20 protein-coding genes and 2 tRNA genes are annotated in these 22,595 nt (G+C 60.7%); 14 read left to right on the top strand and 8 right to left on the bottom strand.

The window, feature by feature from the left end:
* Positions 1-113 precede the first annotated feature (113 nt).
* The gene (locus VFI82_04135) at positions 114-1,172 is read right to left on the bottom strand and encodes a DUF561 domain-containing protein (protein HET7183846.1); all 1,059 of its coding nucleotides are present in this window, start codon (positions 1,170-1,172) and stop codon (positions 114-116) included.
* 146 nt (positions 1,173-1,318) lie between these two features.
* Here VFI82_04135 and VFI82_04130 point away from each other — a divergent pair, with 146 nt between their 5' ends.
* The 6 genes from VFI82_04130 (at position 1,319) to VFI82_04105 (ending at position 9,828) form a co-directional block, all read left to right on the top strand.
* Positions 1,319-1,849 carry a regulatory protein RecX gene (locus VFI82_04130; GenBank protein HET7183845.1) on the top strand — a complete coding sequence of 177 codons (531 nt, stop codon included), beginning with the start codon at positions 1,319-1,321 and terminating at the stop codon, positions 1,847-1,849.
* Positions 1,846-2,271, top strand: coding sequence for a DUF3788 domain-containing protein (locus VFI82_04125; GenBank protein HET7183844.1), 426 nt, complete (start codon positions 1,846-1,848; stop codon positions 2,269-2,271). The genes VFI82_04130 and VFI82_04125 overlap by 4 nt, the downstream gene beginning before the upstream one ends.
* A gap of 171 nt (positions 2,272-2,442) precedes the next feature.
* On the top strand, positions 2,443-5,169 hold the full coding sequence (gene alaS, locus VFI82_04120) for an alanine--tRNA ligase (GenBank protein ID HET7183843.1): 2,727 nt from the start codon (positions 2,443-2,445) through the stop codon (positions 5,167-5,169).
* Positions 5,170-5,528: 359 nt separating this feature from the next.
* Positions 5,529-6,437 carry a lytic transglycosylase domain-containing protein gene (locus VFI82_04115; GenBank protein HET7183842.1) on the top strand — a complete coding sequence of 303 codons (909 nt, stop codon included), beginning with the start codon at positions 5,529-5,531 and terminating at the stop codon, positions 6,435-6,437.
* Positions 6,438-6,503: 66 nt separating this feature from the next.
* On the top strand, positions 6,504-8,627 hold the full coding sequence (locus VFI82_04110; GenBank protein HET7183841.1) for an N-acetylmuramoyl-L-alanine amidase: 2,124 nt from the start codon (positions 6,504-6,506) through the stop codon (positions 8,625-8,627).
* A gap of 121 nt (positions 8,628-8,748) precedes the next feature.
* Positions 8,749-9,828 carry a DUF6599 family protein gene (locus VFI82_04105; GenBank protein HET7183840.1) on the top strand — a complete coding sequence of 360 codons (1,080 nt, stop codon included), beginning with the start codon at positions 8,749-8,751 and terminating at the stop codon, positions 9,826-9,828.
* A gap of 455 nt (positions 9,829-10,283) precedes the next feature.
* Here the strand turns inward: VFI82_04105 and VFI82_04100 are convergent.
* Positions 10,284-10,359: transfer RNA gene (locus VFI82_04100), tRNA-Thr, on the bottom strand.
* Positions 10,360-10,634: 275 nt separating this feature from the next.
* Here VFI82_04100 and VFI82_04095 point away from each other — a divergent pair.
* From VFI82_04095 to VFI82_04080, 4 genes are all read left to right on the top strand, one after another.
* On the top strand, positions 10,635-11,519 hold the full coding sequence (locus tag VFI82_04095; protein ID HET7183839.1) for a tetratricopeptide repeat protein: 885 nt from the start codon (positions 10,635-10,637) through the stop codon (positions 11,517-11,519).
* A 132-nt stretch (positions 11,520-11,651) separates the two neighbouring features.
* On the top strand, positions 11,652-13,547 hold the full coding sequence (locus VFI82_04090) for an ATPase, T2SS/T4P/T4SS family (protein HET7183838.1): 1,896 nt from the start codon (positions 11,652-11,654) through the stop codon (positions 13,545-13,547).
* Entirely contained in the window at positions 13,544-13,888 is a 345-nt protein-coding gene (locus VFI82_04085; protein HET7183837.1) for a PilZ domain-containing protein, read from the top strand. The genes VFI82_04090 and VFI82_04085 overlap by 4 nt, the downstream gene beginning before the upstream one ends.
* Positions 13,889-13,998: 110 nt before the next feature.
* Positions 13,999-14,868 (top strand): PilZ domain-containing protein, encoded by an 870-nt coding sequence (locus tag VFI82_04080; protein ID HET7183836.1) that lies wholly within the window; start codon positions 13,999-14,001, stop codon positions 14,866-14,868.
* Between the two features lie 47 nt (positions 14,869-14,915).
* Here VFI82_04080 and VFI82_04075 read toward each other — a convergent pair whose 3' ends face one another.
* The 5 genes from VFI82_04075 to VFI82_04055 all read right to left on the bottom strand — a co-directional run bounded on the left by VFI82_04075 (position 14,916) and on the right by VFI82_04055 (position 18,865).
* Positions 14,916-15,422, bottom strand: a complete 507-nt coding sequence (locus tag VFI82_04075; protein ID HET7183835.1) for a YbaK/EbsC family protein — start codon at positions 15,420-15,422, stop codon at positions 14,916-14,918.
* A 101-nt stretch (positions 15,423-15,523) separates the two neighbouring features.
* On the bottom strand, positions 15,524-16,093 hold the full coding sequence (locus VFI82_04070; protein ID HET7183834.1) for a L,D-transpeptidase family protein: 570 nt from the start codon (positions 16,091-16,093) through the stop codon (positions 15,524-15,526).
* 36 nt (positions 16,094-16,129) lie between these two features.
* On the bottom strand, positions 16,130-17,794 hold the full coding sequence (locus tag VFI82_04065; protein ID HET7183833.1) for a L,D-transpeptidase family protein: 1,665 nt from the start codon (positions 17,792-17,794) through the stop codon (positions 16,130-16,132).
* A gap of 215 nt (positions 17,795-18,009) precedes the next feature.
* Positions 18,010-18,085, bottom strand: a tRNA-Ala gene (locus tag VFI82_04060).
* A gap of 81 nt (positions 18,086-18,166) precedes the next feature.
* Positions 18,167-18,865, bottom strand: coding sequence for a hypothetical protein (locus VFI82_04055; protein HET7183832.1), 699 nt, complete (start codon positions 18,863-18,865; stop codon positions 18,167-18,169).
* 259 nt (positions 18,866-19,124) lie between these two features.
* Here VFI82_04055 and VFI82_04050 point away from each other — a divergent pair, with 259 nt between their 5' ends.
* From VFI82_04050 to VFI82_04035, 4 genes are all read left to right on the top strand, one after another.
* Positions 19,125-19,829 (top strand): sigma-70 family RNA polymerase sigma factor, encoded by a 705-nt coding sequence (locus VFI82_04050; protein ID HET7183831.1) that lies wholly within the window; start codon positions 19,125-19,127, stop codon positions 19,827-19,829.
* On the top strand, positions 19,826-20,488 hold the full coding sequence (locus VFI82_04045; protein ID HET7183830.1) for an anti-sigma factor: 663 nt from the start codon (positions 19,826-19,828) through the stop codon (positions 20,486-20,488). Before VFI82_04050 ends, VFI82_04045 begins: the two co-directional genes overlap by 4 nt.
* A gap of 41 nt (positions 20,489-20,529) precedes the next feature.
* Positions 20,530-20,868 (top strand): hypothetical protein, encoded by a 339-nt coding sequence (locus VFI82_04040; GenBank protein ID HET7183829.1) that lies wholly within the window; start codon positions 20,530-20,532, stop codon positions 20,866-20,868.
* A 441-nt stretch (positions 20,869-21,309) separates the two neighbouring features.
* Positions 21,310-21,870, top strand: coding sequence for a DUF1579 family protein (locus VFI82_04035; protein HET7183828.1), 561 nt, complete (start codon positions 21,310-21,312; stop codon positions 21,868-21,870).
* A 175-nt stretch (positions 21,871-22,045) separates the two neighbouring features.
* Here the strand turns inward: VFI82_04035 and VFI82_04030 are convergent, their stop codons facing one another.
* Entirely contained in the window at positions 22,046-22,492 is a 447-nt protein-coding gene (locus tag VFI82_04030) for a VOC family protein (protein HET7183827.1), read from the bottom strand.
* Between the last annotated feature and the right edge of the window lie 103 nt (positions 22,493-22,595).

The following is a 22,595-nucleotide window of genomic DNA, read 5'->3' as shown; positions in this document are numbered from 1 at the left end:
GCGAACTGCGCCCGCGATCCTTGATCGCGGGCGTGTTCATTTGAGCTGACTTCTAACCGAAGTTTTCTTTCAAAGACTATTTGCGTTTCATCAGAGTTCAGCGCGAACCGGCCTCAGGCCGCGGCTGAGTTCACCTCTTGCATCAAGCGGCGCACCAAGTCGCCGGCAGGCATGGACCGCGCTCGTGCCACGCCCTGTCCCGCCCAAAGCGAGAGATACCCGGCCTCGCCCGCCTTTGCCGCCGCGGTGCGCATGGCTCGCGTCAATGCGTTCTGGAGTGGGTAGGGCAGGATCGCATCCTCTCGCTCTTTCGTTTTTTCGATCCAGGCGTTCACCAGGCCGCGCGCCGGCCGTCCAGAAAAGGCGCGCGTGATAACGGTCGTGTCCTGCCCGGCGGCAAGAATCGCCCGCTTGTAGGGTTCCGAAGCGCCTGACTCCGGGCAGGCAAGAAAAGCCGTCCCCATAGCTACCGCCGAAGCGCCGGCGCGCAGGGCAGCGGCAATGTCGCGGCCGTCCATCAGGCCGCCGGAAGCGATCACCGGCACGGGAACGGCGCGGGCAATCGCGTGCACCAGGTCCAGCGTGGGAACCATTGAACTCTCGAAAGGACCGGCAAAGGTACCGCGGTGTGCGCCGGCTTCCGCACCTTGCGCCACGATTGCATCTACGCCCGCCTCGGCCAGCAACCGAGCCTCCTCGACGACGGTGGCGGTGCCGATGATCGCAATCCCAGCCACCCTCGCCCGCTTTAGATCACTCTTGTCCGGAATGCCGAAGGTGAAGCTGAATACGGCCGGCCGGGATTCGAGTACGGCTTCGAATTGCTTCGGGAACGGATTTGCAGGCGCCGGCGGAAGAGCAGGCGCCGGAATGCCGAGCAAGTGGTGTATCTCGCCCAGCAACTCGAGCATGGGCTCCGGATCGACTTCCTTCTTATCTTGGAACCCGCCGGCAAACAGGTTTACCGCGAACGGGCGCTGCGTCAGGGCGCGCGTTTTCCGGATCTCCTCCCTGATCTGCTCTGGAGTGCAGTAGGCGCCGCCGAGCGAGCCCATGCCGCCCGCATTCGATACCGCCGCCACCAATTCGGGAGTGCTTGGACCGCCCGCCATGGGCGCCTGGATGATAGGTAGCTCGATTCCGAGTTTCGTCAGAAGTGCGTTGTTCGACATGAATGGTTCTCCTGGCCGGCGGAGAATAAAAAGGAATGATCCCACCGGCAAGGCTTTAGATTTCCGCTCGGCCGGATGGGGAGCAAACATTCGACGGTGACAAAGAACGTGGCCGGCAGCGGCGATTCGCGCTAACGTAGGCCGTCATGGCATTCGGCCGCGGAAAGAAACTCGATACCGAAGCGCAGTTGTACGAGTACGCCGTGGGCGCGCTGGCGCGACGGATGCGTTCGGTAGCCGAGCTGAAACGCCTGCTGCGGCGGCGTGTCGAACCGGGTGAACTGGGGGACACCCTGGTCGAGTTGATCATCGCCAAGCTGAAAGAGCAGCGTTACCTCAACGACGCGCAGTACGCCTCCACCTACTCCAGCCTGCGCCGCGAAAACGACAAGTTCGGCCGGCGCCGGGTGATTACCGACCTGAAATCGCGCGGCGTGCATTCCGACGTGATCGACAAGGCAATTGCCGGTACGTATGAAAACGTCAACGAGGAGAAGCTGGCACGCGAATACCTGCGCCGCAAGCGCCTGCCCAAGCCCTCCGACCAGAAGCAGGCCGCGCGCATCTTTCGCTCGCTGGTGCGCGCCGGGTTCGGCACGCGGACGATCATCGCCATCCTGAAAAAGTGGGATGTGGACGACGAGGTGTTGACCGCCCTGGAAACGGAGGAGTCATGACTGCCATTGCGGTGAATGCATTCATCGGAAAACCGGCCAGGCCCCAGGAAGCAGAGTTGAGCGCGGCGCTGGGCTCGGGAAAAGAATTATGGGACCGGTTGGTAAGCGATCTGACGGCGGAGCATGGGCTGGTGCAGGAATGGAATTCGTCGTCGAAGAAACTCGGCTGGTCCCTGCGGCTGAAACGAGGAGACCGCAACATCGTTTACCTGTCGCCGCTGCACGGATGCTTCCGCGCCTCATTCGCGCTGGGCGACGGTGCGGTAAAAGCGGCGCTGCAGAGCGCTCTTCCTAAACCAACCATCAAGTTGATCAAGGAAGCCAAGCGCTACGCCGAAGGAAACGCGGTGCGGATCGACGTGAAAGCCTCCAACGACGTTGCAGTGGTGAAAAAGCTCACGGCCATCAAGCTGGCGCATTGATTACTGCTCCATGGTTCCTTTTACCACCGAGCCAGCGAGTCCACCGAGATCATGGCGGATTTTAAATCTGCAATTCCGCAGTTCCGCAATTCGGCAATTGCAGGCGTATCTCGGTGTTCCTCCGCGGTCTCGGTGTCTCGGCAGTGAAGACTGTTAAAATGGACATCCCAGATGCTCTCCGGCAACGAAATCCGGCGCAAGTTCCTGGACTACTTCGTCCAGCGCGGTCATAAGGAAGTCCATTCCTCGTCGCTCGTGCCCGTGAACGATCCCACCTTGCTGTTCACCAATGCAGGCATGAACCAGTTCAAGGACGTTTTTCTCGGACTGGAAAAGCGCGACTACCAGCGCGCCGCTACGTCGCAGAAATGCGTGCGCGCCGGCGGCAAGCACAACGATCTGGAAAATGTCGGCTTCACCAACCGCCACCACACGTTTTTCGAGATGCTGGGGAATTTCTCTTTCGGCGATTACTTCAAGCGCGAGGCCGTCGCCTACGCCTGGGAACTGATCACCTCGCCGCAATGGTTCGGCATCCCCAAAGACAAGCTCTACGCCACCATCTTCAAGGGCGAAGGCGCGGTTGCGCGCGACGAAGAGGCGTACAACTTCTGGCTCGAGCAGGGCGTGCCGAAGGAGCGCATCTACGAGTTCGGCCTGAAAGACAACTTCTGGCAGATGGGCGATACCGGACCCTGCGGCCCGTGCAGCGAAATTCACTACGACATGGGCCCGGCGGCGAGCGACCAGGGACATAAAAATTGCGAATTCGGCTGCGACTGCGGGCGCTACGTCGAGATCTGGAACCTGGTGTTCATGCAGTTCGATCGCGACCCGGCGGGCGTGCTCAATCCCCTGCCTAAGCCGTCGATTGACACCGGCATGGGCCTGGAGCGGTTGACGGCGGTGCTGCAGGGCGTGCTGTCGAACTACGACACGGATTTATTCAAGCCGCTGCTCAAGCGCGCGGCGGAGTTGTGCGGCGTGGATGCTGACAAAGAGTTGAAGGCCGAGGCGGGCGGACGCAATGCAGCTTCGCTACGCGTCATTGCCGACCACGCCCGCGCCACCATTTTCCTGATCAGCGACGGCGTTCTGCCTGCCAATGACGGGCGCGGCTACGTGCTCCGTAAAATCCTGCGCCGCGCCATCCGGCATGGACGCCTGCTCGGGCAAAACAAGCCGTTTCTTTTTCAAATGGTCCATGCCGTGTGCAGCGAGATGTGCGGTGCCTATCCCGAACTGAAGGACAATGTCGCCAGGATCGTGCAGGTGGTCGAAGGCGAAGAGACGCGCTTCGCGCACGTCATGGATATCGGCCTCAAGCGCCTGGAGGACGACTTGGCACCGCTGGTCACAGCCAAGCGGGCCAATCCGGAATCGCGCGCCATGTATTCCGGCGAGAAAGCATTCAAGCTCTACGACACGTTCGGCCTGCCGCTCGATTTCATTGTTGATGCTTGCCGCGACGTCGGCATTCAATTCGATCAGGACGGCTTCGACCGCGCCATGGCCGAGCAGCGCACGCGCGCTCAAGCATCGTGGAAAGGAGCGGCGAAGCAGACGGCGAACCCGGTTTACCAGCAGCTTCCGCACAGTGTCTTTGAAGGCTATCGGCAAACTGAATCGAGCGGCTGCGAGGTGCTGGCGCTCATCCGACACGGGCAAGGCGTGCAGGAGTTGAAGAAGGGCGAGCAGGGCGAGGTCATCCTCGACCACACGCCGTTTTACGCCGAATCGGGCGGACAGGTCGCCGATCGCGGCTGGCTGTACTCGTCCGGCCGCACCATGGTGGTCGCCGAAATCGAGGGCTGTTATTACCCGGTGCAGGGCGTCAGGGCGCACCAGGTGGTCGCCCGCGAGGACTTGCACGTTGGCGATCGGGTGGATGCCGTAGTCGACACCGAAAAGCGCTGGGCCACCATGCGTCACCACACCGCCACGCACTTGCTGCACGCCGGTCTGCGCCAGGTACTGGGCACGCACGTCAAGCAGGCCGGGTCGCTGGTGTCGCCGGGGCGGCTGCGCTTCGACTTCTCGCACTTTGCCGGGGTTGAGGACGAGGAGTTGCAGGACATCGAGGACATCGTCAACAAGGAAGTCCTGCGCAACCGGAAGGTCGAAGTCATCGAGGACGTTCCCATTGACGTCGCCATCCACGAGTACAAGGCGATGGCGCTGTTCGGCGAGAAATACGGCGACAAAGTGCGGGTGATTAAGATCGGCGACTTCTCCACCGAGCTATGCGGCGGCACCCACACCATGGCAACGGGCGAGATTGGGCTGATCAAGGTCCTCGACGAGGGCAGTGTCTCTGCCGGCGTGCGGCGCGTGGAAGCGGTGGCGGGCGAAAGCTCGCTGCGGCACTTCCGCGCCGATCACCAACTGGAGCACGTTGCGCGCACGCTGGTGCGGTCTGCCGAACCGGAAGGTTCCCTGGCCACCGCCCTGCGGCACGAAATCACCAGCCGCGAAGAAGAGATCAAGAAACTGCGCAAAGAACTGGAGCAGGCGAGGATGAAGTCGGCTTCCGCGACTACCTCCTCGATCGACGACAAGGTCCGCGTGGTCAGTGGCGTGAAAGTCCTGGCGCACCGGGTGGATAACCTGGAGCGGGCGCAGCTTCGCACCCTGGTGGATAATCTCCGCCAGAAGCTTGGCTCCGGCATCGTCGTCGTCGGCTCCGCGTCCGACGGCACGGTGGCGCTGGTCGCCGGCGTAACCAAGGACCTGACCGCGCGCGTGCAGGCGGGCAAAGTCATCGGGCCGGTGGCGGAACGCGTCGGTGGCAAGGGCGGAGGCCGTCCCGACCTGGCCGAAGCTGGCGGCAAAGACCCCGCGGCACTGGATGAGGCGCTCAGTAGCGTCTATGGCGTGGTGGAATCCCTTCTTAAATAGCCCCCGCTAGCCGCGTTGGGCGTAGTTAAACGCCTGAGAATCCAGACCTGTTCCGATCTGGGAGTCCGTTCCCGCTTACTGGTCCATTCCCTTCCGTAACAATGCCCATGCGCCGCCGGCCGGAATACCGGTAAATAGCCGGTTTTCGCGGCAAATCCACCCTGTTCACCCCCCTGATTCCCTGGCCGCTATGAAATGGAATGCGGGGGTGGGGCGTGTCATAATCGCGCCACTCTGGATGATTTGTCTCCGCCGGGCGAAGGGTCGCCGAGCACCGAGGTGTGCCGGGCGGCCGTGGTAGGTGTGGCGCGGGGGAATTCAAGGGCGCGTAACGCCGCAACTCCGCGCGGAAGGACAATATGCCTGGACACCTGCACCAGCCCGTACAGCGGCGCCTGAGAGTGCTGCTGGCCATCTTGGCAATGAGCCTTTCGGTTCTGCCTTCCTATTCCTCGCCAGTTTCTGAGCAGGCTGGGGCGAAAGCTCCGGATACCAAGATCGGCGGGATCATTGCCGTCGAGGAAAATGGCCGCAGAGTGTACGTGAACGATACTTCGCCGCGCCCGGTCCCGGCCCCGCGGGTTGATGCCGCCCCCGTCCGCCGCAGTGTCCTGGTGTACTGGAGCAACACCGAGCATAGGTGGAAGCCGGTGCCGGCCCCGACTCGCGCCGCCATGCGGGCGGCGCGCAACGCCGCCGACGAAGTCCGGGGATATGTCGCTGCGCAGCCGCGCACTGCCGATACTTCGGCCGCCGCTGCGAACCCGAACTACGCCTCGCTGGCCCGGGGCTACCGCGTCAGCGCCGCCGACATTGATGCTGCCATCGAGCAGGCCGCCTCCAAGCACGGCGTAGATGCCAACCTGGTGCGGGCCCTGATCAAGGTGGAATCGAATTTCAACCCCAACGCCGTATCCAACAAGGGCGCGATGGGGCTGATGCAACTGATGCCGCGCACCGCCAACGGCTTGAGCGTCAGCAATCCTTTCGATCCGCAGCAGAATGTGGATGCCGGAGTTCGCCACCTCAAGCAACTGCTGAATGCCAATGGCGGCGATGTCCGGTTGTCTTTGGCTGCATACAACGCCGGCCAGGGCGCGGTAAGACGGAGCCGTGGCGTTCCGCACTATGCGGAGACCCAGAATTACGTGAAGCGCATTACCGACCTCTACTGGAACCGGGATGGAAGGACATTCATTACGCCACGGGCGCCCGTCCATACCTATCGCAGCGAGGACGGTGTGGTGCACATGTCGAACACGGAGTAGCCAGGAGTTGAGTCAGATGTGGCTGGGAAGCGCAGTCGGCAACCAGCCACCGGGATGGCCCAGAGTTTGACCAGGGGAAGCACAGCTCGTGTCACCGGCATTCTCGCGCTGATCGCCATCTGCGCCGTCATGGCCGTGCCTGCAAGCGCCAACCGTACGGTCGCGCAAAAAAAGCAGGCGGCGCGTACGCAGTTCGAAAACGCGGAGCGCATGCGCGAGGCCCTGAATGGCCGCGCCGCGTCGGAGCGCACTCGCCGCGACTACAACCGCGTCATTGATGCCTACCGCGCGGTTTACTACACCGCTCCCGGATCGACCAAGGCCGACTCCAGCGTGCTCGCCGTCGCCGAATTGCTGGCCGAAGCGGGCCGCCTGTTCGGTGATGAAAAGTCGCTGCGTGCCGCCATCGGTCAGTACGAATTCCTGCGCCGCGAATACCCCGGCAGCCGCTTCCGGGTTCAGGCCCTGTTTACCATGGCGCAGATCTGCAATGACGACCTCAACGACGCCGCGCAGGCGCGCTCGACATTTGAAGAATTCCTGCAGCGCTACCCGAACAGCGAACTGGCCGGCGACGCCCGCTCCGCCATCAAGGAAATCGACGAGAAAGCAAAACAAGCCGAGAAACCGCGATCCAAGCCGCATTCCGAAGCCGGCAAAACGGACTCCGCCGAGTCGTCACTCTCCCCCAGGCGCCGGGTCCTGGTCACCGGCATTCGGCACTGGTCCACCCCCGACTACACTCGCGTCGCGATTGATCTGGATGACGCGGTGGACTACCAATTCGGCCGCATCGACCACCCGGACCGCGTCTTCTTCGACCTGCATAACACGCATCTATCTTCCACGCTGCGAGGTAAGTCTTTCGACGTCGAGGACGGATTCCTGCACAAGGTACGCGTGGCCCAGTACCAACTGGGCGAAACCCGCGTCGTGTTGGAACTGGATGACGTTGCCAACTACACGGCCTTCCTGCTGCCGAATCCCTATCGGCTGATCATCGACATTCACGGCAATCATCCGCAGAAGATGGCGAAAGCGGATACGACCGCGCCGGCAGCGCGGGAACCGCAGAAGACGGCGAAGCTCACTTCGGAAGCTGCCGCGAAAACAGCCGCCGAAATCTCGCGCAAGGAATATCCTTCCGACAAGAAACGCGAGACGGGGAGCGCCGCTCCTGCTCCCAGGACGAAAGCGGATACAAACTTCGACGAGTTATCGGAAAAGGTCGCGAAGCTGAACCTGCCCGAGCCGGCGCCGAGCCGCAAGATCAGCGACACTGAAGCCAAGCTGCCGGCAGCAAGTGAAACCGTCTCCAGCAAACGCGGGAAGAATGTGGCCGCGAAGAAAGCCGCCGAGGCTCCCGCCGGCCATGAAGCTCAACCGACCGCCCACGGCGAACGCTCGCTGATCCGCGCCCTGGGACTCAAGATCGGCCGAATCGTGGTTGACGCTGGGCACGGCGGCCACGATACCGGAACCATCGGCCCCAACGGCCTCCTGGAAAAAGACCTGGTGCTCGATGTCGCGCTGCGCCTCGGCAAACTGCTGGAATCCCGCATCGGCGCCGAGGTGGTTTACACCCGCGATGATGACACCTTCATCCCGCTGGAGACGCGGACCGCGATCGCCAACCAGAACGAGGCGGACTTGTTCATCTCCATCCACGCCAACTCCAGCAGAGATCCGGCGGCCCGCGGCATTGAAACTTACTACCTGAACTTCACCACCTCCGCCGACGCGCTGGAAGTGGCGGCGCGCGAGAACGCCGTCTCCGATAAATCGATCCACGAACTGCAGGACCTGGTAAAAAAGATCGCGCTGAAAGACAAGATCGAGGAATCGCGCGAGTTCGCCGTCGATGTGCAGCAGTCCATGTACAACAGCCTGGCAACGCACGGGATGCGCAATCGCGGGGTGAAAAAAGCGCCGTTCATCGTGCTCATTGGCGCCAATATGCCGTCGATTCTGGCTGAGATTTCCTTCGTCAGCAATCCCGCCGACGCCAAACGCCTGAAGACCCCCGAATATCGCCAGAAAATTGCGGAATCACTGTTCCGCGGAACCGCCAAGTACGTCAGCGGACTCAGCGGTCTGAAGGTCGCCTCCAAAGGGCACAAGCCTGAGGGCATGCCGGTCTCCTCCGCTAGTCCTAGTCGGACCCTGCCCGCATCCTCTAACAACGAATAACCGTTAGGCGGACCGTTCCCACAATCCCAATTTACCGCCAGCAACTCACGACGTGGACCCGGCTGGAATCTTTCCTTCCCGCTCTGTAGTCTAAGTAGTGTCCGGCCCCATTCTCGTGTCTATGAAACGCATTTTTTCAATCCTGGTTTTGGTGTGCGGCGCAGCCTTGGCCGCGACGGCGGCAAATCCAAAGAACCAGGCGGATGCCCTACCCGAAGCCTTTGCCGGATGGCAGAGGACCGCGGACCATTTCAGTGCCAATCCCGCCGACGCCGAACGAGTCAACCCGGACCTGCTGAAGGAGTACGGCTTCAGCGGCTTTGAAGACGCCACTTACGCCAAGGCAGACCGCAAGATCGAAGTCAAGGCGATCCGTTTTCGCGATGCCAGCGGCGCTTTTGGCGCATTCACCTTTTACAAGACCCCAGAAATGCAGACGGAGAAAATCGGCGACCAGGCCGCGTCGGCGAATGAGCGCGTGCTGTTCTACCGCGGCAGTGTCCTGGTGCAGTGCGTGTTTGACCGTGTCACGCCGATGTCCGCGGCTGAACTCCGCGAACTCGCATCCGACATTCCTTTACCGGCGCCCGGCGCACGCAATCTTCCCTCGCTCCCGCTGTACCTGCCGAAACCGGGTTATATCGCGAATACCGCCAAGTACGTCGTTGGTCCCTTCGGACTAGAGAGCATTCGCGCACCCATCCCCGCGAACCAGGTGGAATTCGACCGCGGCGCGGAACTGGCCCTGGGCCAGTACAACTCCGGTCAAGGCACTGCCACGCTGACGTTAATCTCCTATCCCACTCCACAGATCGCCGGCGAGCGCCTGCGTGCCATTGAGGCGGCTCATCCGCCGGCGCAGGAGGGTTCGACCGCTCCTTTGTTCCTCACTAAGCGCAGCGGTCCCTTGGTTGCGATCGTTACCGGCGCCATTTCGCAACGTGAAGCCAAGTCCCTGCTAGCCTCGGTTAACTACGACGCCGAAGTCACTTGGAACCAGCGCACCGGGCTCTCGCCGCGCGATAACGTCGGTGGGTTGCTGGTAGGTGTGATCTTGTTGACAGCGATCATTCTCGCTCTGGCTCTGGTAGCCGGCGTGGCTTTTGGAGGTATTCGCATCATCGCTAAGCGGCTTTTCCCCGATCGCGTTTTTGATCGCTCCCAGGACGTGGAAATCATCGAACTGAAGCTGCTGCGTTAGGTTCCGAGCCTCGCCTGAGGGAGATAAGGTACTGATTTGAAATGAGTTGCCATATTCGTTCGGGCAAAACTGTCATTTTCCACTTCGGTGATGGCAATTTTCGCACCTTACTTAAGTTGTTGAAAACACAGGGATTTAATTTGGAAAAAATCCTTGACACCCCCTCTAGCCATACATAAGATTTCGCCAGAAAAAGTTTCTGACGGTGCTAACCCTCCGTAAGGAACTATTCTCCCTTGAAGAAAAGGCCGCCCGAGTTGCCGGGTGGCCTTTTCGTTTTGAAAAAACTTCTTGGCTCTTAGCGTAGCTAGATTCTAGCGAGCGGCCGCAGTTGCACGCTTCACTGAATTTGATTGCGAGCTTCAACGATCCAGGAGAAGAGCAGGAATGTAGAGGCTGGGAAAAACCGGCAGCGAAACTGCCGCAGTCAAAAGCAGAGAGCTAAGAGCTTTTTCTGGAGCCGACGATCGGACTTGAACCGATGACCTGTCGATTACGAATCGACTGCTCTACCAACTGAGCTACGTCGGCCCGACTCAGATTCTATCGGTCGCGACGGCAGGCGTAAAGAGCACAATCCTGCTTCCGTGGTGAGCCAACACGTCAACGGCGATGTTCAGCGCGGCCGCGACAACGGCCAACCGGTGGGCCATGCTCCCTATTGACCTGCTGACGTGCGGTGCTATTGACCTTCGGTGTATTTGGTCTCGGCAGTTATTAACATGTGAGGAAAACTTTCCCCTTGCGTTCGCCCCACCGCATTTTCATAATGTGTTTCCAAGCAAGGTGTTGGCGCTAGGAACCCAGTGCACCGATATCGTCGAGCGGACGTAATTCGCATCCTGCGCATCACCGCGCGCCAGCTGGCGCAGTGGCAAAAAGCCGGACTGGTAGCCGTCGCGGACAGCTATTCTTTTTTTGATCTCCTGCAAATGAAAAAAATTCGCGATCTGCGCGCCAAGCGCGTGCGCTCCGCGGTCATCCGTGAGTCGTTGCAGGCGATGCTGAAGCAGGTAGCCGGCATGGAGAACCCGCTCCTTGAAGCCGGGACATTTTCCACCGGCACCCGGGTCGCATTTCGGCACGAAGGTCACGCACTGGAGCCGACCAGCGGCCAGTTTGTGATGGATTTCAGCCCCAGCGATCGCGTGGTGCCCGCCAATGTCAAGAGCATACACACCGCCGAAACCGCCTCGGAATACTTCGCTCGGGGCGTGGCGCTGGAGGAACACCCGCACTCGCAGGGTGAAGCGATCGCCGCCTACCGCAAAGTGCTTGAGCTCGATCCTGACCATGCCGCCGCTTACATCAACCTGGGCACGCTCTACTACAACCGTCAGGATTACGCTAAGGCGGAGTCACATTATCGCAAGGCCGTGGCAGCTGATTCACGCTATGCGCTTGCTTACTTCGACTTGGGCAATGTGTTGGACGAAACCGGCCGGGTGACGGAGGCGATCAAGGCTTACAAGACGGCGCTCCAGTTGGCGCCCACGTATGCCGACGCACATTACAATCTGGCGCTCGCCTATGAGAAGACGCGCCAGTCGAGGGCCGCCCTGCAGCATTGGCGGGCCTACGTTCGTCTGGACAGCGCCGGCCCCTGGGCCACGCATGCCAAAAACCAGATTCGCCGCATTTTGGAGAATGAGGGACTCAAAGTTGTCTACAGGAAGAAGAAATACTCCTGAACACTTTGCGTTCACAGGCGATATTCTCCCCTTTGTGGAAATCAGTAAACTCGCGGCCAGCCGGGACATAGGGTATTTTTTTGCCGCCTAAGCAAGAGCTTCCCGGCTGTCGCTAAGGCATAATGGGGCACCGTGTCGGGACATAGAAAAAAACGCCTTGGAGAGGTTCTCCGCGAACGCAAACGCGTTAAATCGGAAGACCTGGATCAGGTCCTTCTCGAGCAGCAGGAAAAGGGGGGCACTTCTTCCCTGCTCGGTGAACTCCTCCTGCAACGCAACTTTGTGGGCAAAGAAGATCTTGTTTCCGCGCTCGAGGAAGTCACCAAATTCCGCTACGTGGACGCGCGTTTCGCTACCGTGGAGAAGGCTGTCCTCAAGCTGGTGCCGCAGCAGGTGGCGGAACGCTACGTGGTTCTGCCGCTGGTCATCGAAGGGCGACGGATTGTCGCCGTCATGGCGGAGCCGCAGAACCTGAAGAGCCTGGACGAGCTCCGCTTTATTACCGGCATGGATGTCGTCCCACGGCTGGGCTTCCGCTCTGAAATCGAAGAAGCCATCCGCAAATGCTATGCAGAAGTGGAGCCCAGTGAGGAAGATATCGCAGCCATACCGGCCAAGGCGATTCCCTTTATCGACCAGGTAGATATCTCGGACATGCAGTTCTTCACCGCCAGTTCCAGCGAACGGAACAAAGCGGCCATGGAAGAATTCGAGGCCGAGCTCCGCAACGAGAAGACCCCGGCCGTGCGCCTGGTTTCGGCGATCTTGTCGGCCGCGGCGACCAAGAAGGCGAGCGACATTCACATCGAGCCGCAGCCTCTGGGCACGGTGGTGCGCATCCGTGTTGACGGTGTGCTTCGCGAGCTTACCCACATCCCGTCCGAACTGACATCGTTTCTGGTCTCGCGCATCAAGATCCTGTCCGACATGGATATCTCCGAGCGCCGCGTCCCGCAAGATGGCCGCTTCTTGGTGCAGATCGGAAAGAGCAACCTCGACTTGCGCGTCTCCACGCTGCCCACTCACGCCGGGGAAAAGGTCGTGATGCGGTTGCTGGACCCCAGCGCCAGCCGGGTCGGCTTCGAGAAGCTCGGCTTAGCGCCGGACAACGCGGCTGCCATGGCCCAGGTTCTTTCCGCGCCCCAGGGCATGATGCTGGTTACCGGCCCTACCGGGTCGGGTAAGAGCACGACGCTTTACGCCTCGCTGAACACGCTGCGCTCGCCATCGGTCAACATCATCACGGTTGAGGATCCGATTGAGTACCGCATCGAGGACATCAACCAGGTGCAGGTCAATCCCAAAGCCGGGCTGACCTTCGCCGGCTGCCTGCGTTCCATGCTGCGGCAGGATCCCAACGTCATCATGGTCGGCGAAATTCGAGACCAGGAAACGGCGGAAATCGCCCTGCAAGCGGCGCAGACCGGCCACCTGGTGCTGTCCACGCTGCACACCAACGACAGCATCGCGGCCATCACCCGCCTGCTCGACTTAAACGTGCCCTCGTTCCTGATCGCGGCCTCGGTGACCGCGGTGGTGGCACAGCGCCTGGTTCGCAAACTTTGTGCCTGCCGTGACATGGCGCCCATGACCGAGGACCACGCCCAGCGGCTGCTCGCCGCCGGCATTGTAGATTTCGATAGCAACGCTTACGTTCCCGTCGGGTGCACGGAATGCGACAACTCCGGTTACAAGGGCCGGGTCGGCATTTACGAACTGCTCCTGATGGACGAGCAGATCCGCTCCGCCATCCGGGCTGGCGCCCGGGATGAGGAGATCCGCAACCTGGCCCGCAGCGGCGGTATGCGACTGATGCAGGAAGACTCCCTCGAGAAGGTGAAGCAAGGCATCACGACCATGGAAGAGGTGTTGCGCGTCGTGCCCTTTGATAACGCGGTCACCGTCCGTTGCCGGAATTGTGGTCGCGCGCTGGCGCCCGCGTTCCTGTTCTGTCCCTACTGCGGCGCGGGCACCCGCCAGGTCGCCGCTCCCATCGCCCGCAAACGCGCCGAAGGAGCGCCGGCATGAGTTCCGATTCCAGGCAACACACCGTACCCGCCCGCGAGTTCGACCGCTACGCCACCTATCGCGGTTTGAACATTGTGTACGAAGGCCGCAGCGAGCACATTGCCATACGCGCTCCCGATATCAGTCCGCGCGGCATGTTCATCCACATTCCGCAGCACTTCCCGGAAGGTGCTGTGCTCAAGCTGGAGTTCAGCCTGAGCCGCTCCGGCTACCTCATTCACGCCCGGGCCGAGGTGCGCTATTGCCTTCCCGGCGTCGGAATCGGCGTGGAATTCGTCGAAATCTCACCCGAGGACGAGCAGGCCATCGCCGACGAAATCGACGTCTTGATGGGCTACTGAGCTACGCCGACCCTGCCGCCATCTGCGTCAGCTGCCGCCAGACGCGACCGGAATTCGCTCTCGCCGCGACTGGCGGCGGCTTCTTTGCTGATTCACGGAAGGACTTCGCCATGACGCAGACGGGGGAAGCCGCGAGCACGGCCAAGATCGAGCAGCGCACCAGTCACCGGGTGCATTGCACCATTCCCTTGCAGCTCGCCGGCGTCGACAGCTCCGGGCGCGACTTCACCGCCTCCTCGCGCACCGAGGTCATCACCCGTGACGGCGGCATGATCATAACCGCGGTCAGCCTTACCATCGGCAACCAGGTCCGCCTTCTGCTCGACGAAAAGTCGGCCACTGCCCGCATCGTCGGAATGGTGGGCATTCGCGATGAGGAGATGGCCTACGGCATCCACATCTTTTCTACTTCGGGCGCCGCATTTTGGGGAGTCCAGTTTCCCACGACACCGGATATCTCCGGCGCCGGACGCACGGTGCTGCAGTGCTCGCGCTGCGCCACGCGGCGACTCTCCGAGCTTTCAGAGGTCGAGATGATGGTTCTGGAGAACATTGGCGTTGTGAACCTGGCATGCGGGAGGTGCGGTAACGAAACCCCATGGCACATTCCCGCGCAGGTGCTCGAGGTGGAGTTGGTGTCGTCAGGCGCTGATGTTTCCAAGCCGGCTGTCCCACCGGCGGCGCCGCGCACCGGTAACGAACGCAAGCATGCGCGAATCGCCATGAAGAATATCCGCGCCTGCATCCGCCGCCTTGGAATGAAGGACGAGGTTGTGGAGGTGGTCGATATTTCCCGCGGCGGCGTGCGCTTCCGCACCTTCGTCGATTATCAAAACATGACCTATCTGGAAGTCGCGGTCCCCTACACGGAAGGTGGCGCTAACGTTTTCGTCCCCGCCCGTATCGTGCGCGTCGCCAACCATCCTCGGCGGCCGGATAAAAAGGGCGAGTTTGCCTGCAAGTACGAAAAGCGCTCGTAGCCCGGACACACCTCGGCCCGCAATTGCTGAAACTGAACTTTGTTTGCCTACCAGACCCGGTCGTCTATTCTGAGCCGCGGCGCACGCTCCGCCGCGGTGGAGAACTTCAGCACCTTCGGTTTCACTAGGCGCTCGAAGTCCTCGTACGCCAGGCGTATCACCTCCTCATGCGAGCCCGCGTTGAAAGCGATGCTCGCCTGGCGGGCCACGCCTTCGTCCACGAATACATCCATCCCGTAAAGATTGCCGAAGGGCGGCATGGCTCCGGCATCGCAGTCCGGAAAACGCTGCTTAAATTCCAGTTCGCTGGCCAGACGCAGTGACGACGCAGCGCTGCCGGTGTGCAGCGCCGTGATGTCCACGCGCCGCGACGCGCTCACCACCACCATCGCCAGCTTGCCGTCGCGGTTCACCATGACCACCTTCGCCAGTTCCTCCGGCCTGAGGTGCGAGGAGACCGCCGTTAGTTGCGCGGTATAAGTGGTGGGGTGATGAATGAGTTCGTACTTGATTTCGTTCCGGTCGAGGAAGTCCTTCAGTTTCGGGCAGGGCATGATTTACCTCCCGCAGCTTCGCTGCCACCATGCTCCACCCGCCGCCGGCTGCCGGGCGCAGATTTGTTACCTGAGATGACCCTGAGGAGTTCCCGATTTGGTCAGTGCCTGGCGACGCGTTGCAGCGTGGCGGCATGTCCACCCGAGCGGCGTACTTCTACCGGTGTTCCGTCCGGAACCAATTTCCAGATTTCGTCGATTTCAGAATTGGTCACGGCAATGCAGCCCTCGGTCCAATCGGTACGCCGATGGTCCGCACCGATCCAGTCATACTCGTCGCCGAGTCCATGGATTTCGATGTCGCCGCCGGGATTCACTCCCAGCCTTTGCGCCCGTTCCGCATCCCACCGCTGCGGATACGAGATGTGCAGCGCGCGATGATACTTGCTGGCCCGATTGCGCCAGTCGATCGTGTACAGTCCCTCCGGCGTCCTGCCGTCTCCCCGCTGCCGTTTGGGAGCAATCCCGCCGCGTCCCAGCGCCACCCGGTAGCTACGCACGACGCGCGTTCCACTCAACAACAGCAGCTTGTGTTCTTTCTTGAGCACCAGAACGCGATCGACCTTGACTTGGTCGACGGTGGGCGCAGCCCAGGCGAGCATGATCGGCGCCGCTGCCAGCAGCAGCGGTAAAAACCTTCTCTTGGGGATCACTAGGCCCGGAGTATACAACCAGGATCTTACCTACCCTTCATTACTTTCTACCGATCACTTTAGATTCTGGGAACTCGCGGCAGGGTAGCTCCTGGCCAGAGCTTCTTTCAGGCTGGCATCGTAGCCATAGATATCGCGGAAGAAGTAAATGTCGCCGTTTTCCGAGGCTGTGGCGGTGGCATAGACAATCAGCACCGGCAAGGGATGGGCCACCTTCACCGCCAGCTCGCCGTGCCCCTGCATCGCCGTCTGCACCCGCTTCACCGACCAGCCCGGCTGGTCGCGCAGCACCCAGGCAGCCAATTCGGCGGGGTGCTCCACGTGAACGCAGCCGTGACTGACAAGCCGTTCCGGCACAATAAAGTTCACGTCGCGCAGCGGAATATCGTGCAGATAAACGCCGTGCGGATTGGGAAGCACAAACTTCACGGCGCCCATGGGATTGTGATCACCCGGGCGCTGCCGGATCCGCAGCCGCCCGGCTCGCATCTCGGCCAGCGAGGTTTCGGTCACCTCGGAGGACACTCGTTTACCGCCGGAGGTCCAAACTTCATAATCGTTACTCGCCAGGAAATTGCGGTGGGTCGCCAGGAACGGCACCCATTCCTCGCTGGCGATGTGCGGCGGCACGTACCAATAGGGACGGAAGACCACCGAGCTCAAGGTCGCGTCCATTTCCGGCGTGCGCCCGTTGAACTCGTCACCGACGTCCACTTTCATCTGCAAGGCGGCCTTGCCGTCCTTGTCGAAAGCATACAGGCGAAACTCCGGGATATTCACCACGATGGCGGGACGCCGGAAGTCGTAATGCATCCACCGAAACCGTTCCAGCGCCAGTCGTATCTGCTCGACCCGGTAGCTGAGCGGCACGTTCAGCTCCCGGATGGTGGCGTCGTCGAGATAGCCGGTGGCCTGCAATCCATGCCGTTTCTGGAACCGGCGCACGGCCTGCATCAAGGTGGCGTCGTACACCTGCTCCCGGCCGGTTTCGGTCGAATAGCTCTCCGGCAGGTCTCCCACCAGGCGAAGCAACCGCACCAGCCGAGCGTAACCGGGGTAGGGCGGCCCTGGATATCCCATGCCTTGCGGCACCGGCAACTGCTCGCCGTCGTCCTTGGCCGCCAGCCGCGTGTACTTTGCCAGCCCATCGCGCAGCTTGCCGTAGGCGACAAAGCGCGGCTCGATGCGCGCCAATTCAGCTCCCACGTCGTTTGCTTCCGCCAACCGCAGCCGAACGAAGAGGTGCAGCTCCTGTTCTCTGCTGGCGTCGGTGAACCTTACCCGGAAGCTGGGCGCGCTGATCCTTCCCACCCGCAGGTCCGACACATAGCGCATCGCGCACACCGTTAACGCCACGTCGAAACGCATTTCATCAGCGGTCGAATGCGGACGTTGCAGGTATGCCAGCCGCTCCAGCCAGCGGTAGGAGTCGTAGTCTTCGGCGCGCAGCGCTTCGCCATCCGCCTCCTGCAAGACGGCGATCATCTGCAACGCCTGCGCCGTGGGCTTTCCATCGCGCAGCCAAATCGGGGCGAAATGAGAGCCCGCATAGAGCTTGGTCACTTCGCTTCGGTAGTCGGAGAAGTCGGGCCAGCGCAGATCGTCCAGCCGGCCGGAGGCGATCAGGGAATGCAGAATGTTTTGCGGAGCTTCAGCACGCGCAACGGCGCCGGTGTGAACGCGCCATTGGCTGGGCGCGGCGCCTCCTTCTGCGCTCATTACGAGCGTCAGCGTCCAGACCAATATCACAACCGCCGGAGTGCGGCGGATTCGTTTCGTGTGGGCCATGCTGGGCGCCCTGGGCACTTCACACTACACACTATTAAGACGCACTCTGGAACCAGATTGTTGCGTTCCAGGCAGTCTGTAGTAACAAAGATGCGGTTACCGGCAATTCCGATTCGGTATCGTTGGCAGCCGTGGATTAGGAGATCTGGTGGACCTGGTCGGGCTCGAACCGACGACCTCTTCCATGCCATGGAAGCGCGCTCCCAGCTGCGCCACAGGCCCACTCGAGGAAAGATCCCGCTTGCGGGACTCTTCATTTTCGCGCAGTGAAAGCACGCGAGTCAAACGCCTCGCACTCTTGCTCTATCGGGGAGGGTTCTGCGACCCATCGCTCGCGGTTGTTGTCTTTTTCTTGGTCGTCTTCTTGGCCGGCTTTTTCTCCGGCTCATTATCATCGATGACAACCTTCTTGGACGGCGTCGCCGCGGCGGTCGCGGCTGCTTGGCGCGCGCGCGCCTGTAATTGCGCCACCTCGGTGTCTCGTGCCGTCGCCATCATTTCTACCTGGTCGGCAAGGGCGCGGCGAAACGTATCGAGGTTCGCAGTATCGGTCCCCAGCGCCTGGTAGTCATCCTTCGAACCGAATGCTCCCACCGATTCGGTGAGCGACGACATCACGTCGTAGAGCGCATTCAGGTTGCGATACAACTTGAACGTCGCTCCCACGCTGCCCGGATTGGCGCGGACCTGTTGCACGATACCCGGCAGCGCGGTGGTCATGTTGCGCTGGATGGAATCGGCATTCGCCTCCGCCTGGCGCTTCGTGGCGGCGTCCGTTTTCCACTTGTCCACTCGCAGACGGGCCAAGTCAACGCGAGCGCTCTCGATCACCTGATCCAACTTCGCCAGATTCGCAACGTCGGCTGTGTTGGTGGCTGGCGTGCCGGCGGGCGGCCCCTGCACAGGCGGACGCGAAGGGTATCGCGGCGGGGGAGAACTGGACTGTGCCGCCGCGGCCGCAGCCATGGAAATCGCTAGCAGGAGAACAATGATCTTTCTCATAGACATGCTCTGGAACTGCAATCCAGTTGTGATGTGCTGACAAGTGCTTTGGTTTGTTGGTTGTCTATGGGCCGAAAAACCGGGCATTGATAGCCACCGGATAATTCTACGCGTCCGTCCCGCTGCCGGAGTTTCGTGTGGGAACTTATTCGTCCCATGCGGAGTCTAAGTAGCTGTAGGGCATAGCGGTACGAGCGACGGGCTGGTACCTCCGTATGTTGTTGTTGGTCAAAGATGATGCTAATGTGGGGGTGACGCCATGAGAGCTATGGCGGGAGCAACCACCTTGGGCAACTTTGCAGGCGCGCTCGGGATTCCCTCGGAAGAGGCGACCATCGTCGCCGAACTGAAGGCCGGCTCCGAGGATGCATACGCCTGGCTGATCGACCAGTTCCAGCAACCTATCTATAGCCTCGTCTACCGTATCGTCTCCGATCCTGCCGACGCGGCCGACACCACCCAGGAAGTTTTTTTGAAAGTGTTCCGCGGAATGAAACGCTTTAACGGTTCTTCGAGCCTGAAAACCTGGGTGTATCGGATCGCGGTGCACGAGGCGTCGAACCGGAAGCGCTGGTGGTTCCGGCACAAGGCGCGTGAGATGTCGATTGAGCCCGAAACCAGGGCCGACGGTGAAAACCGGCCGGCACTGGCAAACCAGCTGGTGGATGGCAACCATTCACCGCTGGAAAGTTTTGTCCAGCAGGAGCTCAAGGTGATGGTGGAACGGGAGCTGCGCAACATTGACGAGCCTTTCCGCACCACTATCGTTTTGCGCGAGATCGAGGAACTTTCCTACGAAGAAATTGCGGAAGTCATGGAGACGTCGCTCGGAACCGTGAAGTCGCGGATTACCCGCGGGCGCGAAGCGCTCAAAAAGCGCCTGGAATCCCATCTCAGCGGCCGCCATGTGGAATTGGGTCGCTTCAGGTCGGGTGCCGGCCAGAAGGTAGAGGTTACGTCATGAAATGCTCGCAGGCCAGGTCGCTGTTCTCGCCGTATTTGGATGGCGTGCTGACCGGCCACCAGATGCGGGACCTCGGCAATCACCTCGCGCAATGCGAGGCTTGCAATCAGGACTACGTGCTGCTCGGCGCGACGCAGCGGGCGGTGAGTTCGCTGGAACGTCGCCAGGCGCCCCCGGACCTTGCCCTCAAGCTGCGCGTCGCACTCTCGCAGGAAGCGGCGCGCGCACGCGCCCGTTCCTTCACCGGCCTGCAAGTACGACTGGAGAACGCACTGCATGCCTCCATGGTGCCGGCCACCGCAGGCGTGCTGAGCGCGGTTGTGTTCTTCGGCCTGCTGATCGGGTTGTTCGCGCTTCCCGTGCAAGCCAACAACGATGTGCCCACCATGCTCTACACGCCGCCGGTGCTGGCGCAATCCCCGTTCTCGGCCGGCATGGAGCACATCAATGCCGACGCCATCGTGGTTGAGGCTTACATCGACGCCAACGGGCGCGTGCAGGACTACCGCATTCTTTCATCTCCGAAGGAAGCGGACCAGATCAAGCCGCAACTGGAGAACATGCTGATCTTCACTACGTTTCGTCCGGCCACCGCATTCGGCCAGCCAACCAGCGGGCGCGCGGTGCTGTCGTTCTCGAAGATCAACGTGCAGGGATAGTGGCAGCCGCAAATTCCGGCCCGCAGCCATCGGTTTGACCGATGGCTTTTCCATTTGCTATAGCGGGAATGTTCTTCGTGCGCGTTGCGGTGCTCGGTATAATTCCGTCCATGCCCCCGCGCCTGTTGAAGCCATCGCCGCCCACCGCACCCAGTCTCACGATCGAGGAAGTCCGCATCGTCGCCGATCTTCGGGTCATGCACGCCAAGGTGCAGGAGTTGTTTCAGATTATTGATGCGCTCAAGCAGCGACACAGTGGAAAGGACGTTCACGCCTACTCCGACCCGCGTCTGCTCGCGGACGACATCGCGAAAGTCGACGAAATTTACCTGTGGTTTGTGAAGCTGAAGGAAGAACGGGATCGCCCGGGCTCGAAATAGGCGCTTCCCCTCCGCGACCGCAGGGAAGGTTCTGAAACGTAACGCGTGTGCGAGGCGCTTCTGCGATTTCAGAGCCGTCGCGCTGGCAAGTTTTATCTTACCTGCCGAGACTACTACCAAGTTTCAGAGGTAAGCGCGCCAGAGGTACGTCTCGACAAGTTCACACGTGATCATCAGGTGCGTTTCGTCCACATTTTCCTTTCAGCATTTTGTGTCTTTCGGAAACAAGACGCTGATGAAGTCGTATCTCAACTTGAGCAACGCGGGTCTTCTGATTAGCGTGATCTGGAAGGGTGCGGCACGCGCGTAAACTGTTTTGCAGTCGTTCCCGTCTTGGGACGCGAGCACGTCGCATCGCACGAAACTGTTGTGAACAGGCATTATCGCGGGCGAGATTCTCTATGATGTGCGCCTGACTTCCCTCAGGAGGAAAAAGAGAAAATGAAACGACTAGTGTGTGCGGCATTTGCTGCGTTGCTGTTGATTTCGATGGCTGCGGCCCAGAATCCGCCGGCACCTCCCAAGCCTGCGCCTGAACTGCAGCGGCTGAAGTTTTTTGAGGGTTCGTGGAGCATTACCGGAACCAGCGCTCCCGGTCCCTGGGGCCCGGGAGGCAAATTCACCGTCAGCGAGGAGAACGCCTGGGGACTGGGCGGATTTTTCCTCATCACCAAGAGCACATTCAAGGAAGGCACAGGAATGACCGGCAATGGCGTGGCCTACTCCGGCTACGACGCCAACAAGAAGAAATACACCTATGACGAATTCAACAGCATGGGCGAAGCAGGTCACTCGATTGGCACGGTCAATGACAAGACTTGGACCTGGACAAAGATCGAGATTGGCGGACAGAAGATCAACGGACGATTCACGCTGACCGAAACTTCTCCAACCTCCCACAACATGAAATACGAGTTCTCCACCGACGGGGGCGCCACCTGGAACACCGCTTGGGAAGGCACGGGCACAAAGCAGGGCGGCGGGACAAGCAAGAAGAAATAGCTCTCAACGCGAGGAACGCGCATCCGCAATCAGCGACTGTAGCAGCTCCAGGAATTGCCCGGCCACTCGCCTGCCGTAGACACAGAGGCCAGAACTCGTTAAACGGTTCGAATTGGGCCAAAACCCGTCACTCGGTCTCCGTAAGCGTTTAAACCCGCATCCCATCCGGGCCGAATTAACCGTACTTAAGATCCGTGCTCTGTCCGACCTCGATAATATATCCGTCAGGATCGCGGATGTAGCAGCGTATCTCGCCGTACTTGGGTATCGGTTCCGTGATGAACTCGGCTCCTCGACTTTTCCATAATTCATAGCACGCTTGAATATCCGCGACGCGGAAATTCATAAAGCTGTTGATGTGATTCGGGTCGGGGACGCTGAGCGTTACCGTTGGCTTATCCGGGGTCGGCCCGCCTCCAACGTTCAGAATCATCCAGATATTCGCAAGCTGAAGGTACGCAGGGGCGTTGCCGTCACCCAGGCTAAGGATCCGGGCGCCGAAGACCTTTTCGTAGTAGCGGGCCGATCGCTCGATGTCGATGACAGTGAGAAAATGCGCGATGCTGATCCCCTCTCGCGGAGGCATCTCATAGCTCTTCTGCTCGATTTGTACGCTGTTCATTGAGGAACTCCGATTCCGATACAGTGCTCTTCAGCATGCACTTCAAGCAACCCCAGGTCTAGTTCGCATACGGGTGCCGATCGAAACCTTTCAACTCGCCTGG

It is taken from the genome of Terriglobales bacterium, from assembly GCA_035691485.1.
In the GTDB taxonomy this organism is placed as follows: domain Bacteria; phylum Acidobacteriota; class Terriglobia; order Terriglobales; family Acidobacteriaceae; genus JAIQGF01.
The sequence above is the reverse complement of the archived record's forward strand: the minus strand, read 5'-3'. Positions and strand labels throughout refer to the sequence as shown.